Genomic DNA, 13,437 nt, shown 5'->3' on the forward strand with positions numbered 1-13,437 from the left:
TTACCTTACAGCGCGATATCCGCAACCGGTTTGTTTTCCGGCTGAGGATTCAGCTCCGCTTTTGGCGCAGCATCCGCAGCCTGCGGTTTGATGTACTGCAGCTGCAGTACGCGGCTGGTGTATTCCAGCTCCTGCTCCGTCGCGCTCACGTTGCCGTTCAGCTTCGTGCCGTAGGATGGAATAATGGTTTTCAGCTTCGCCTGCCATTCCGGGCTGGCGACTTTGTCTTTAAACACTTTTTCCATCAGGTGCAGCATGATTGGCGCAGCGGTAGACGCGCCCGGCGACGCACCCAGCAGCGCGGCAATGGTGCCATCCTTATCGCTTACCACTTCGGTACCCAGACGCAGCACGCCACCCTCTTTCGGATCGCGCTTGATGATCTGTACGCGCTGACCCGCCTGCCACAGACGCCAGTCTTCTTTCTTCGCCTGCGGATAGTACTCTTTCAGCGCCTCGAAGCGGTCGTCGTCAGAGAGCATCACCTGGCTGATCAGGTATTTCACCAGGTCGAAGTTATCCAGACCCACGTCCATCATCGGCTTGACGTTAGAGGTGGTCGTGGCGCTGAGCAGATCCCACAGGGAGCCATTTTTCAGGAACTTTGTGGAGAAGGTCGCGAACGGCCCAAACAGCACCACGCGTTTGCCGTCAAGCATACGGGTGTCGATGTGCGGAACAGACATCGGCGGTGCGCCAACGGAAGCCTGGCCGTACACTTTTGCCAGATGACGGTTCACCACTTCCGGGTTTTCTGACACGAGGAACTGGCCGCCCACCGGGAAGCCCGCGTAGTCGTCCGCTTCAGGAATACCGGACTCCTGCAGCAGCTTCAGCGCCGCGCCGCCCGCACCGATAAAGACAAACTTCGCCTTAATGACGTGCTCGGCTTCGTTGTTTTTCAGATCGGCAACGGTCACGCTCCAGCTGTTATCCGCGTTGCGCTTGAAACCGCGCACTTCGGTGCTGAGCTGCAGGTTGAAGTTCTCTTTTTTCTTCAGAGACGTCACCAGCTGACGGGTAATTTCACCGTAGTTAACGTCGGTACCAATTTCGGTACGGGTCGCCGCCACTTTCTGGTTCGGGTCACGACCTTCCATGACCAGCGGAGCCCACTCTTTAATCTGCGCGTGGTCTTCAGAGTATTTCATCCCGCGGAACAGCGTGCTCTGCTGCAGAGCGGCGTAGCGCGCGCGCAGGAAGTTGACGTTCTGCTCTCCCCACACAAAGCTCATGTGCGGCACGGTGTTGATGAAAGAGTGCGGGTCGTGCATCACGCCGCTGTTGACCTGATGAGACCAGAACTGGCGAGAAACCTGGAATGCTTCGTTGATCTCTACCGCCTTCTCGATACTAATGGAACCGTCCTTTTTCTGCGGCGTATAGTTCAGTTCCATGAGTGCCGAATGTCCGGTACCGGCGTTATTCCATCCGTTCGAACTCTCCTGCGCCACGCCATCAAGGCGCTCGACCATGGTCATAGACCAGTCAGGCTGCAGTTCTTGCAGATAGGTTCCCAGCGTGGCGCTCATGATACCGCCACCAATTAAAAGGACGTCCGTTTCCTGCTCTTTTGGTGCGTCAGCTTTCGCCGCCATGGAGACGGTGTTAAGCCCCACGGCCAGAGAAAAGAGCATGGCAGTCATTTTTTTCATAATTTATGCCTTAGTGTAAAAGTGCTTGATGCGTGGAAATTGCAGGTGAAAAAAGCTGCGGGGGCACGGTAACAACTTTTAAATATTGTTTAAAGGTTACGAAATTATTGTAATTGTGAAATTTAATGATGGATTGTTTGTGAGGAATTATCGATGCGTCTGGTAAAGCGCGGTTTTACTGGCTAGTATGTTGCGTTTTGTGATCGCGCGCACGGAAGCCTGCCCTAACCAGCGAACTGTTATGTCCTTACCCCATTCTGCTGTATCCCCCGAAGACCGCGTAGCCAACGTGCTGCGTTCCCCAAAGCGGCTGACGCGTGAAACGCTGGCAGGCGTGATTACCGCCCTGGCGCTGATCCCCGAGGTTATCTCATTTTCGGTGGTGGCGGGCGTTGACCCGAAGGTCAGCCTGATCGCCTCCGTGGTGCTATGTCTTGCCCTGTCTGTACTCGGGGGCCGTCCGGCGATGGTCACGGCAGCGGCCGGGTCCGTGGCGCTGGTCATTGGCCCGATGGTGCATCAGCACGGCGTACAGTACATTCTTCCCGCCGTGCTGATGGCTGGCGTGATTCAGATTCTGTTTGGCGTGCTGGGCATGGCAAGGCTGATGCGCTTTATTCCCCAGTCGGTCATGACCGGGTTTGTTAACGCCCTGGGCATTTTGATCTTCTTCGCTCAGGTACCGCATTTCTGGAGCCGAAGCCCTCTGATTGTGGGCCTGTTCGTCCTGACGCTGCTGATCGTGCTGTGGGTGCCGCGCTATATCAAAAGCATCCCTTCCCCGCTGATTGCGATTGTTGTGCTTACCTTGTTTACCGTTTCAACCGGTCAAATCCTGCCGACCGTGGGCGATGAAGGCTCCATGAGCGGCGGTTTGCCGGGTCTTACCGAGCTGCTGGTCCCGCTCAATGTGCAGACGCTGAGCATTATCTGGCCGTGCGCGCTGAGCATCGCGTTTGTCGGCCTGCTGGAATCCCTGCTGACGGCAAAGCTGGTGGATGAGCTGACCGCAACGCCGTCGAGCAAGCGCCGTGAGAGCATCGGGCTGGGCGTGGGTAATATTCTGGCCGGATTTTATGGCGGAATTGCAGGCTGCGCGATGATCGGACAAACCATCGTCAACGTGGAGATGGGGAAAGGTCGAAGCCGCATTTCAACCTTTGCGGCGGGCATTGTGCTGCTGATCCTGGTGACGGCGCTCAGCGACGTGATGGCCAAAATCCCGATGGCGGTGCTGGCGGGTATTATGGCAATTGTTGCCGTCAAAACCTTCAGCTGGCACAGCCTTCAGCCAGCCACGGTGAAAACGGCCCCGATTGCAGAAACGGTCGTCATGCTGGTCACCGTAGCCGCCACGGTATCAACCGGCAATCTGGCGATTGGCGTGCTGGGCGGGATTATCGTCATGGCACTCCTCCCCGCCCGCATTAAGCGTCGGCTTAAAGCAGAAAAATCGTCGCCAGCCCAAGAAAAATAAAGAAACCGCCGGTATCGGTGATGGCGGTGATCATCACGCTCGACCCCACCGCGGGGTCGCGGCCCAGTTTGGTCATCGTCAGCGGGATAATCACGCCCATTATCGACGCTACCAGCAGGTTCAGCACCATCGCCAGCATCATCACGCCGCCCAGGGCCATATCGTCGTACAGCCACCAGGTGATGCCGCCCATAATCCCGCCCCACACCAGGCCGTTAATTAGCGCGACGCCCATCTCTCTAAAAATGAGCCACGAAAAGTTACCTGGCTGAATGTTTTCCAGCGCCAGCGCGCGGACGATCATGGTGATGGTCTGGTTTCCGGTGTTGCCGCCGATTCCGGCCACAATCGGCATCAGCGAGGCCAGCGCCACCAGCTGCGAAATGGTGTGTTCAAACCCGTCGATCACGCGGGAGGCGATAAACGCGGTGCACAGGTTAATGGCCAGCCACGCCCAGCGCGTTTTTACCGCCTTGCCGACGGAGGCATGGACATCATCTTCGGCGCTGATCCCGCCGAGCGCGCGCAGGTCGTTGTCGGTTTCTTCATAGACCACGTCAACGATCTCATCGATGGTCAGACGCCCCATCAGTTTGCCGACGGAATCCACGACGGCGGCACTCACCAGGTCGTCACGCTCGAAGGTACGCGCCGCTTTCTCCGCATCGTCTTCCGGGGAGAAGACCATCGGCTCGTTTTCCATCACCTCGCTCACCTTCCGCTGGGTGCTGTTGAGCAGGATGGTTTTCAGCTCAAGTTCGCCAAGCAGGGTTTTATCCCGGGAGGTGACAAACAGTTTATCGGTGTTGTCCGGCATTTTGCCCAGGCGACGCAGATAGCGCTGCACGGTACCGAGCGTCACGTCCGGGCGCACCGTGATAACGCCGAACTCCATGATCGCGCCGACGCTGTTTTTCTCGTAGTGCATCACCTGACGCACGCGCGCCCGCTCCTCCGCAGGCAGTGACGCCAGCAGGCGGCCGGTCAGGTTTCGCGGCAGGTGCTGAACGAGGTAAATCTGCTCGTCGATATCCAGGGTTTGCACCGCGTCGAGAATATCCCGGTCGCTCATCTCGTCGATCAGGTCGTCCCAGACGTTTTCGGAGGCCTCAAGCAGCACCTGCCCGCGCTCGTGATCTTGCACCAGACGCCACAGGGCGTGGCGCTCTTCCGAGGGAAGCGCCTCAAGGGTATCCGCCAGATCCGGCGGGGGTAAATGAGCAACCAGCGCACCTACCTCAGCAATATCGTCGGCCAGGGTGCCGACATCATATTGCTCAGCCAGGGTGAGTTTGCCTAAAAGCGTAGAAGTGACCGCTTTATCGGTCGTGAGAAGCCAGATGAGTCGCGCGCGCTCCTGGTCACGCTGTCTGGCGCTGTTTTTCTTTAATACCGACATCAATCATAAATCCATTAAATGAGTTGGGGTTAAGCATAGCGCGGGGATATGTAAATAAGAATAAACAACGGGACGGGATGGAGAAAAAAGCGGCATTACGGCCACGATCTATCCCCTCTCCCTGTGGGAGAGGGTTAGGGTGAGGGCATCAGGCCGTACGCGCCACCGCGTCACGCGAGGCCGCATCTCGCTCTTCACCGGTCAGCTCGCTCAGCTTGCCGTCACGCATCTCCAGCAGGCGGTCAGCATGAATGAAGTAGTGATCGTCGTGGCTGATGGCGAAAATGGTTTTGCCCATCTCCTGCATCAGCGGCAGCAGCACCTGATAAAACTCGCGGCGGAAATGCGGGTCCTGATCCGCAGCCCACTCGTCCAGCAGGATGATGTCACGCTCTTCCGCCAGCGCCAGCAGCAGCGCCACGCGCTTTTTCTGCCCTTTGGAAAGCTTCAGATTGAGAATTTTACCGTCCTGAAGTTCCAGCTTGTGCGACATCTGCAGCTGCGCCAGCCATTTTTCCACCAGCGCCGGATTGGCCTGTTGCCCTTCCGGCCCCAGCAGCCGATCGAACAGCCAGACGTCGGTGAACACCGCCGAGAAAAGCTTGCGGTAATCCTCGGGCTTCTCCGCGCTTAGCGCCTTGCCGTCCAGCAAAATCTCGCCCGACTGCGGCTGATAGAGTCCGGTCAGCAACATCGCCAGCGTAGATTTACCGCTGCCGTTACCGCCGATGAGGAACAGCAGTTCACCGCGGCGGATCGTCAGGTTGACCGGTCCCACGGAGAAAGCGCTGTCCTGATAGCGGAACGTCACGTTACGCAGCTCCAGCGTCTGCCAGTTCGGGAAGGCCTGCGGGCGTGGGAATTCGGCCTTGAACGGCGCGAGATCGAATTTTTTGAGCTTATTAAATGCCACCTGCGCACTCAGCAGGGTGGGCAGCGCACCGACCGCTGAGAGCAGCGGCGTGCGCAAAAACAGCAGCGTCAGCGAGTAGGTTGCCGCGACGTTGGTGTCCGCCCAGCCCAGGCCATTCGCCATCCAGAATACCAGGCCAATGGCGCCCAGCATCATGATGTTTGACCAGTTCACCGCGCTCAGGTGGAAGGTATCGGCGCGAATAATATGATGACGGTATTCGCGCGCGTCCGGGATATAGAGATGATTAAAGATATGCTCGGCGCGCTCGCGGTTCAGGGTGAGCTCTTTGCGCCCTTCCAGCACCGTCTGGTAATCGTTATAAAGCTTATCTTCGGTTTCGCGCAGTACCGCCATGTGTTTATAGACGCGCGACACCAGCATAAAGCCGCCCCAGATGGTAATGACAATCCACAGCGCGGTCACCGCCAGCATTTTGCTGGAGAGCCAGGCGAGATAGGCGGCCGAACCAAAGGTCAGAATGATCCCCTGCACCAGCTCCGGCAGACGAACGAACGCGATGGTAATGGCGCGCACGTCGCTGGTCAGCCCCGCCAGCAGGGAAGCGCTGCCGAGCTGCTCAACGCGCTCTACCTGAGTATCGAGGATCCGCTTGATAAACTCACTGCGCAAACGGAAAACGAAATGGTGCCCGAGTGTGGTCAGCGCCAGCTGGGAACCGAGCGTAACCGCCATCAGCAGGAGCAGCAGGCCGAGAAACTCCGGCAGAACGGAGAGCGAAGTGTCGGTCATTTCAATCAACCGCACGTTAATAAACGCGATCAGGCCAATCCCCAGCGCGGCGCTGGCAAGGCTTAACGCCATTACTGCGATGAAGGGCCAGCGATACTGACGCCAGACGAGGAGAAGTAGTTGCATGCAGGCAATCCGGACAATAAAAATCAGCCAGCAGTGTAAACTGCCCTGCGTGTACATCAAGAATAATTCTTATTTTAGTTTACTGTGCCCCGCCTGACGGAAGGTCAGGTTAAAACGGTACTCGCCCGTGAGCGGGTGGATCCCGGGCTTCAGCGGCTGAATGCCGTGATAATAAAGCCGCGACTCCCTGCCCCACACCACCACATCGCCATGTTCCAGCATAATGCGCTTGAGCGGGTCGTTGCGGCGTAATCCCCCAAACTGGAAGACGGCAGGCAAACCTAACGATACCGAGACGATAGGCGCGCGAAGATCGGGTTCATCCTTGTCCTGATGCAGCGAGAGCTTCGCGCCAACGGCGTAGCGGTTGATCAGGCAGGCATCTGGCCGGAAGTCAGGATACTGCGCTGCCACGGCGGCCTCGTGGCAGAGAGACTGAAAAATCGCGGGCATCGGGGGCCACGGCTGGCCGGTAGCGGGATCGTTCGGAGCATACAGATAGCCCCGCTCGTTCGTCGCCCAGCCCAGTTCGCCGCAGTTGGCCATGGCCACCGACATGGTGTAGCCGCCCGGCGTCACCATATGGCGAAATGGCGAAACCGCCGTCACCTCGTCGATACCGGCAAGAAGCGCCGCCGCACGGGAGAGTGCAAAACGGCGCAGGATCACCGCTCCCGGAGCAAGCGGCTCCTGCCAGGGTTCAGCATCCGCAAAAAGATCGAGCATTATCCCTCCTGGCGTTTCGCCTCACGTTTCAGTAATAGCGCCTTTCGCGCCGAGCCCCAACGGTAACCCGACAGCGCGCCGTCGTTCCGAACCACGCGATGACAGGGGATCACAATCGCCAGCGTGTTTGCCGCACAGGCTCCGGCAACGGCGCGTACCGCACTGGGCTGGCCAATCGCCTGAGCCACCTGCCGGTAACTTGCCGTTTCGCCGCAGGGAATGTTGCGAAGGGCCTGCCAGACGCGCTGCTGGAACGCGGTTCCGCGAATATCCAGCGGCAGCGCAAGTGGTACATCGCGGTTATCAATACTGGCAATCACCTGCTGGATCCGCTGTGCGAAATCCTCTTCCAGCGGCGCATGCGCTGCTTTTGGAAAATGCGCGGCAAGCTCTTCGGCTAATTCTTCATCGCTGTCACCCAGCAGGATCGCGCAGATCCCCCGCTCGCTTTCCGCAACCAGACAGCGTCCTAACGAGCAGTCGCTGATGGCATAACGCACTGCCGCATCCCCTTTGCGGTACTGCTTCGCCGTCATGCCCAGGGCATCGTTGGCTTTGCGATAATAGCTGCTGCTGTCGGGAAACCCCGCCGCCAGCACGGCGTCGGTAACTTTGTCTCCCTGTGCAAGCGCGGTGCGCAGGCGCTGGCCTCGCGCCGCCTGCTGCCAGGCCTTTGGCGTCATGCCGGTCACGGACTTAAACAGACGGTGGAAATGGAAAGGACTCATGGCGACCTGCTGCGCCAGCCCCTCCAGGGTTAGCGTGGGATCCTGCTCCAGAAGACGGCAGGCGTGTTCCACTTTTGCCAGCTTCTGCGCCTGCGGATCGCGTTTGTCCGGCATGCAGCGCTTGCACGGGCGAAACCCTGCCTGAACGGCATGGTGGGCATCGGGATAAAAGCGGACGTTTTTACGCAGCGCGTGGCGGGCGCGGCATGACGGGCGGCAGAAAATACCCGTCGTCTGCACGGCGAAGACAAACTGTTCGTCAGCGAGCGGATCGCGGGCCAGCACGGCCTGCCAGCGATCCTCATCGGTAATAAAGGTTGAGTTTCTCATTATCGGCTCCTCTTGTAAGCATACATAGAGCCTGCCTGAGTGCCACTGATAAAAAACCCGCAACCTTGCTTTTTAATTTTTGTCGCGCACCAGGAAGCTATTGAACTGCGGCGAGCTCCAGGTTTTGAACCCGTCGCCCTCTTTGGTGATCATATAAACCGCCAGCCCTTCCTGGCGAACCACCTCTTTGGCTTTTTCCGGGCCGAGAACCATTAAGCCAGTATCCCAGGCATCCGCTTCCAGCGCCGTTGGGGCGATGACCGTCACCGAGACCAGGTTATGCGTGATGGGACGGCCGGTCTGCGGATCGATAACATGCGAAATACGCTTCCCGTCAAGCTCGTAATAGTTACGATAGCTCCCGGAGGTACTGATGCCATGTCCGTTGATATCCACTATCGCCTGTACGGCATTTTGCCGATCGGTCGGCTTTTGAATCGCTACGCGCCACGGCTTATCGCTGGCGTTCATCCCCCGGCTGACTAGCGCGCCGCCCACGGAGACCAGATAGCGGGAAATGCCTTCCTGGGCCATCAGCGCTGCAAGATGATCCGCCGCATAGCCTTCCCCTACCGTCGACAGATCGACAAACAGATCGGGGATATCCTTTTGCAGGTACTGTTGTCCGTACTGATTGATCACCGTCAGATGCTGCAGCCCTGTCCGGGCGCGGGCGTCATCAATGGCCGCCTGTTCGGGCGTGGTCACCGGCTGTTTGTTAGGTCCAAATCCCCAGAGGTTTACCAGGGGTCCGACGGTCACATCCATCGCGCCGTTGGTTTTATAACCCACGCGTATAGATTCGGTCACGATATCGGCCATCGCCTCGCTCACCGGCCACAGGGAGGTGCTGGTGGAGAGGTTAAAGCGCATCAGCGCCGAGTCATTTTTATAGGTTGAGAGCAGCTGATCGTCGGCATCCAGCTGAGACTGGATTTTGCCGCGTAGCTCATCTGTGCGTGTTTTATCGAGGTTCATCACGCTGACGCGCCAGAAGGTGCCCATCGTTTTGCCTTCGAGCACCGTCGCGGCGGGTGCGTCGGCTTTCGCCACGGGCGCGGAATCGTCACACGCGGTCAGGAAAAAAAGCATAGCCAGAAAGCTGGCGCGTAAAAAAGTCATATCCATTCATTATTATCCTCATGCCAGGGCGGCAAGAGTACACCAAAACGGGTGAGTTGTTCGAATCTGCGAGACACAAAAAAGGGGCCAGCAGGCCCCTTACGTCACACGATGAAGCGATTAGAACTGGTAAACCAGACCCAGCGCTACGATATCGTCAGTACCGATACCCGCCTGACGGGTGAATTCATTTTCATCAACCAGGTTGATTTTGTAATCCACGTAGGTGGACATGTTTTTGTTGAAGTAGTAAGTCGCACCAACATCAACATATTTCAGCAGATCCTGATCGCCGTAACCTTCGATGTCTTTCCCTTTAGACTGCAGGTAAGCCACGGACGGACGCAGGCCGAAGTCGAACTGGTACTGAGCAACCACTTCGAAGTTCTGCGCTTTGTTAGCAAAGCCGTAAATGTCGCTGCTGCTCTGAGAATTGCCGAAACGGGTTGCGTTGTAGGTCTGGGAGTATTGCGCCGCAAGGTAGATGTTGTTGGCGTCGTATTTCAGACCACCAGAATAAACTTCAGCACGATCGCCTTCGCCCTTCAGCGCCAGGTTAGCGGTGTTGTTCTGGTCAGCGGTACGTTTGGAAGAAGACATTGCACCACCGATGCTGAAGCCTTCACCCAGGTTATAGGTCACGGATGCACCGTAGCCGTCGCCGTTCTGTTTCAGCAGGCTACGACCGGTGTCGTTTTCACCGCTTACGCTGCCGTTTTTCCCCTGATACTGCAGGGCAAAGTTCAGGCCATCCACCAGACCAAAGAAGTCCTGGTTGCGGTAGGTCGCCACGCCGTTAGCACGGGACTGCAGGAAGTTGTCCGCACCGTAAGTATCGCCGCCAAATTCTGGCAGAACGTCGGTCCAGGAGGTTACATCGTAGATTACGCCGTAGTTACGACCGTAATCGAAAGAACCCGCGTCAGCGAATTTCAGACCCGCGAACGCCACACGCGTCCAGGCCTGGTTGTCACTTTCAGAGGTGTTGCCCTGGATCTGGTATTCCCACTGGCCGTAACCGGTCAGCTGATCGTTAACCTGAGTTTCGCCTTTGAAGCCAAGACGCATGTAAGTCTGGTCGCCGTCGGCACTCTTGTCGTCAGAGAAATAGTGCAGACCATCGACTTTACCGTACAGATCTAATTCAGTTTTGAATGTCTGTTTATCCCTAATTGAACCGGATGCTCCGCATTCGGTTTTTTTTTACCTTTCTTTACGTAACTTCTCTTTTTTTGTGCTACCGCACCGTAATTGTAACGACTATTAACTAAATTCTCTTCGGGTATTCTTCGAAGTCCATAAATTGGTACAAGACTTAATTTCTTGTTAATTCGTGCTATTTATTGACGGCGTGGGTCGATTATTTGTACGCGCATGGCGAGTTTGTACATGTTTTCTGCACTCCCCGCCGCCGATATTGTCCGGAGAAAAAGTCGCCTCTTCCCGGACAGTCGCGCTGGAAATTCAGTTATTACCCTTTATACTGCCCTATCGCCACAGAGCACGACCATAACGGGTTAAAGATATCAATGAGTCAGACTGAAACTACCGCCCCGAGCAAATTCTCCCTTCTCCCCGGGAGCATCACCCGTTTCTTTCTTCTTTTGATCGTTGTGCTGTTAGTCACCATGGGGGTGATGGTACAAAGCGCGGTTAACGCCTGGCTGAAGGATAAGAGCTATCAGGTCGTGGATATCACCCACGCCGTGCATAAGCGCATAGACACCTGGCGCTACGCCACCTGGCAGATTTACGACAATATCGCTGCTGCCCCGACCTCCTCGTCCGGGGATGGACTTCAGGAGACGCGACTTAAGCAGGATGTCTATTATCTCGAAAAACCGCAGCGTAAGACCGAGGCCCTTATCTTTGGCTCTCACGACAGCGCGACGCTTGAGATGACGCAGCGTATTTCGACCTATCTGGATACCCTCTGGGGGGCCGAAACGGTACCGTGGTCGATGTACTATCTGAACGGTCAGGACAACAGCATGATCCTGATCTCTACGCTGCCGTTAAAAGATCTCTCGTCCGGCTTTAAAGAGACAACCGTGGGCAGCATCGTCGATTCCCGCCGGGCAGAGATGCTGCAGCAGGCGAACGCCCTTGATGAGCGTGAGAGCTTCTCTTCCCTGCGTCGTCTGGCCTGGCAAAACGGTCATTATTTTACCCTGCGCACCACGTTCAACCAGCCAGGGCATCTGGCGACGGTGGTGGCCTTCGATTTACCGATTAATGATTTAATCCCGCCGGATATGCCGCTCGACAGCTTCCGCCTGGAGCCAGACAGCAGCACCCAGAACATGCGTGCGGCGTCCGACAAAGAGGCCGCAGAGAGCGTATCGATCTCCTTTAACGGCTCGAAAATCGAAATTGCCTCATCGCTGAACTCGACCGGCATGCGTCTCGTGTGGCAGGTGCCGTTTGGCACGCTGTTGCTCGACACCCTGCAAAATATTCTGCTGCCTCTGCTGCTGAATATCGGTCTGCTGGCGCTGGCGCTGTTTGGCTACAGCACCTTCCGTTTCCAGACGGGGCGTCAGAGCGACGCCTCTGCGGTTCCGGCCGGTACCAACAATGAGCTGCGCGTATTGCGTGCACTGAATGAAGAGATTGTTTCCGTGCTGCCGCTTGGGGTCTTGGTTCATGACCAGGAGGCGAATCGTACGGTGATGAGCAACAAAATTGCCGACCATCTGCTGCCGCATCTTAACCTGCAGAACATCACCACCATGGCGGATCAACACCAGGGGGTGATTCAGGCCACCATCAACAATGAACTGTACGAGATCCGTCAGTTCCGCAGCCAGGTGGCTCCCCGCACGCAAATATTCATTATCCGCGATCAGGATCGCGAAGTGCTGGTCAATAAAAAGCTCAAGCAGGCGCAAAGGCTGTATGAGAAAAACCAGCAGGGGCGCGCCGCATTTATGCAGAACATCGGCGATGCCTTCAAGCAGCCGTTAAAAACGCTGGCGACCCAGGCGGCGGCGTTAAACACCTCTGAAAGCCACCAGCTTGCCTGCCAGGCCGATTCGCTGGTCAGAATGGTTGATGAGATCCAGCTGGCGAACATGCTGGAAAATGATTTCTGGAAGGGAACACCAGCCCTCTTCTCCATCCAGGATCTGATCGATGAAGTGGTGCCGGAAGTGCTGCCCGTCATTAAGCGCAAAGGGCTGCAGCTGCTGATCAATAACAATCTCCCTGCGAATGACGAACGCCACGGCGATCGCGAAGCGCTGCGCCGCATTCTGCTGATGATTATTCAGTACGCCGTGACCACCACGCAGATCGGCAAGATCACCCTTGAAGTCAGCACCGAGGAGTCGGCAGAAGACCGTCTGACGTTCCGCATCCTGGATACCGGGGAAGGCGTCACAACAAGTGAAATTGATAATCTGCACTTCCCGTTCCTGAATGACACGCAGAGCGATCGCTACGGCAAGGCCAATGCCCTGACCTTCTGGCTGTGCGATCAGCTGGCGCGTAAGCTTGGCGGCCACCTGAATATCAAAGCCCGTGAATCCCTCGGCACCCGCTATTCTCTGCATGTGAAAATGGCGGCCAATCCGCAGGAAGAGGATGAAGAACGTCTGCTGGATGACGTCGTGGTGATGGTCGATGTGACCTCGAACGAGATCCGCAATATTGTCGTTCGTCAGTTAGAAAACTGGGGAGCGGCCTGCATCACGCCGGATGAAAGACTTGCAAGTCAAGAATTTGATCTGTTTTTAACTGATAATCCGTCTAATCTTACTGCCTCCGGCTTGCTTTTAAGCGATGATGAGTCAGGCGTGCGGAAAATCGGCCCTGGCCAGCTGCGCGTCAACTTTAATATAAGCAATGCGATGCAGGAAGCTGTACTACAACTAATAGAAGAGCAGCTGGCGCAGGAAGAGATAACGGAGTCACCGTTAGGCGGCAATGAAAATGCCGAGCTTCACGCCAGCGGATACTATTCACTCTTTGTTGATACAGTACCAGATGATGTTAAGCGGTTGTATACTGAGTCCGCTGCGAATGATTTTGCAGCGCTGGCACAGACAGCACACCGGCTTAAAGGGGTGTTTGCCATGCTTAATCTGGTTCCCGGCAAGCAGTTATGTGAAACGCTGGAACATCTAATTCGTGAGAAAGATGCCTCTGGCATTGAAAAATACATCAGCGACATTGACGCCTACGTCAAAAGCTTGCTGTAGCAAGGT

The 13,437-nt window shown here is 56.5% G+C and carries 8 protein-coding genes and 1 pseudogene; 2 read left to right on the forward strand and 7 right to left on the reverse strand.

Annotated elements, in window-relative coordinates; genetic code table 11:
• Nucleotides 1–5: 5 nt before the first annotated feature.
• Nucleotides 6–1,655: a malate dehydrogenase (quinone) gene (gene mqo / locus ADJ24_RS01910; protein ID WP_023312501.1), complete on the reverse strand. Its 1,650-nt coding sequence runs from the start codon at nucleotides 1,653–1,655 to the stop codon at nucleotides 6–8.
• A 187-nt stretch (nucleotides 1,656–1,842) separates the two neighbouring features.
• On the opposite strand from mqo, the gene ADJ24_RS01915 reads away from it, so the two are divergent.
• Entirely contained in the window at nucleotides 1,843–3,132 is a 1,290-nt protein-coding gene (locus ADJ24_RS01915; protein ID WP_023312502.1) for a SulP family inorganic anion transporter, read from the forward strand.
• Here ADJ24_RS01915 and mgtE read toward each other — a convergent pair.
• The 6 genes and pseudogenes from mgtE to ADJ24_RS01945 form a co-directional block, all read right to left on the reverse strand.
• Nucleotides 3,095–4,531: a magnesium transporter gene (gene mgtE / locus ADJ24_RS01920; RefSeq protein ID WP_023312503.1), complete on the reverse strand. Its 1,437-nt coding sequence runs from the start codon at nucleotides 4,529–4,531 to the stop codon at nucleotides 3,095–3,097. The two genes, ADJ24_RS01915 and mgtE, sit on opposite strands and share 38 nt — an antisense overlap.
• 148 nt (nucleotides 4,532–4,679) lie before the next feature.
• Complete coding sequence (locus ADJ24_RS01925) at nucleotides 4,680–6,323, reverse strand: multidrug ABC transporter permease/ATP-binding protein (RefSeq protein ID WP_032668521.1); 1,644 nt, start codon at nucleotides 6,321–6,323, stop codon at nucleotides 4,680–4,682.
• A 69-nt stretch (nucleotides 6,324–6,392) separates the two neighbouring features.
• Entirely contained in the window at nucleotides 6,393–7,049 is a 657-nt protein-coding gene (gene alkB / locus ADJ24_RS01930; protein WP_023312505.1) for a DNA oxidative demethylase AlkB, read from the reverse strand.
• On the reverse strand, nucleotides 7,049–8,107 hold the full coding sequence (gene ada, locus ADJ24_RS01935; protein WP_023312506.1) for a bifunctional DNA-binding transcriptional regulator/O6-methylguanine-DNA methyltransferase Ada: 1,059 nt from the start codon (nucleotides 8,105–8,107) through the stop codon (nucleotides 7,049–7,051). The genes alkB and ada overlap by 1 nt, the downstream gene beginning before the upstream one ends.
• A 72-nt stretch (nucleotides 8,108–8,179) precedes the next feature.
• On the reverse strand, nucleotides 8,180–9,235 hold the full coding sequence (apbE, locus tag ADJ24_RS01940; protein ID WP_023312507.1) for an FAD:protein FMN transferase ApbE: 1,056 nt from the start codon (nucleotides 9,233–9,235) through the stop codon (nucleotides 8,180–8,182).
• A 114-nt stretch (nucleotides 9,236–9,349) separates the two neighbouring features.
• Nucleotides 9,350–10,378: pseudogene (locus ADJ24_RS01945) on the reverse strand (porin OmpC); the annotation flags it as partial.
• A gap of 380 nt (nucleotides 10,379–10,758) precedes the next feature.
• Here ADJ24_RS01945 and rcsD point away from each other — a divergent pair.
• A complete protein-coding gene (rcsD, locus tag ADJ24_RS01950; RefSeq protein ID WP_023312509.1) occupies nucleotides 10,759–13,431 on the forward strand; it encodes a phosphotransferase RcsD in 2,673 nt (890 codons plus the stop codon).
• Nucleotides 13,432–13,437 lie beyond the last annotated feature (6 nt).

This window comes from Enterobacter sp. 940_PEND, from assembly GCF_001059415.1.
Classification (GTDB): Bacteria; Pseudomonadota; Gammaproteobacteria; order Enterobacterales; family Enterobacteriaceae; genus Enterobacter; species Enterobacter cloacae_M.

Bases quoted from the DNA above. Each gene is read 5' to 3' on its own strand.
- mqo (WP_023312501.1), bottom strand. From the start codon at position 1,655: ATGAAAAAAATGACTGCCATGCTCTTTTCTCTGGCCGTGGGGCTTAAC.
- ADJ24_RS01915 (WP_023312502.1), top strand. From the start codon at position 1,843: ATGTTGCGTTTTGTGATCGCGCGCACGGAAGCCTGCCCTAACCAGCGA.
- mgtE (WP_023312503.1), bottom strand. From the start codon at position 4,531: ATGTCGGTATTAAAGAAAAACAGCGCCAGACAGCGTGACCAGGAGCGC.
- ADJ24_RS01925 (WP_032668521.1), bottom strand. From the start codon at position 6,323: ATGCAACTACTTCTCCTCGTCTGGCGTCAGTATCGCTGGCCCTTCATC.
- alkB (WP_023312505.1), bottom strand. From the start codon at position 7,049: ATGCTCGATCTTTTTGCGGATGCTGAACCCTGGCAGGAGCCGCTTGCT.
- ada (WP_023312506.1), bottom strand. From the start codon at position 8,107: ATGAGAAACTCAACCTTTATTACCGATGAGGATCGCTGGCAGGCCGTG.
- apbE (WP_023312507.1), bottom strand. From the start codon at position 9,235: ATGGATATGACTTTTTTACGCGCCAGCTTTCTGGCTATGCTTTTTTTC.
- rcsD (WP_023312509.1), top strand. From the start codon at position 10,759: ATGAGTCAGACTGAAACTACCGCCCCGAGCAAATTCTCCCTTCTCCCC.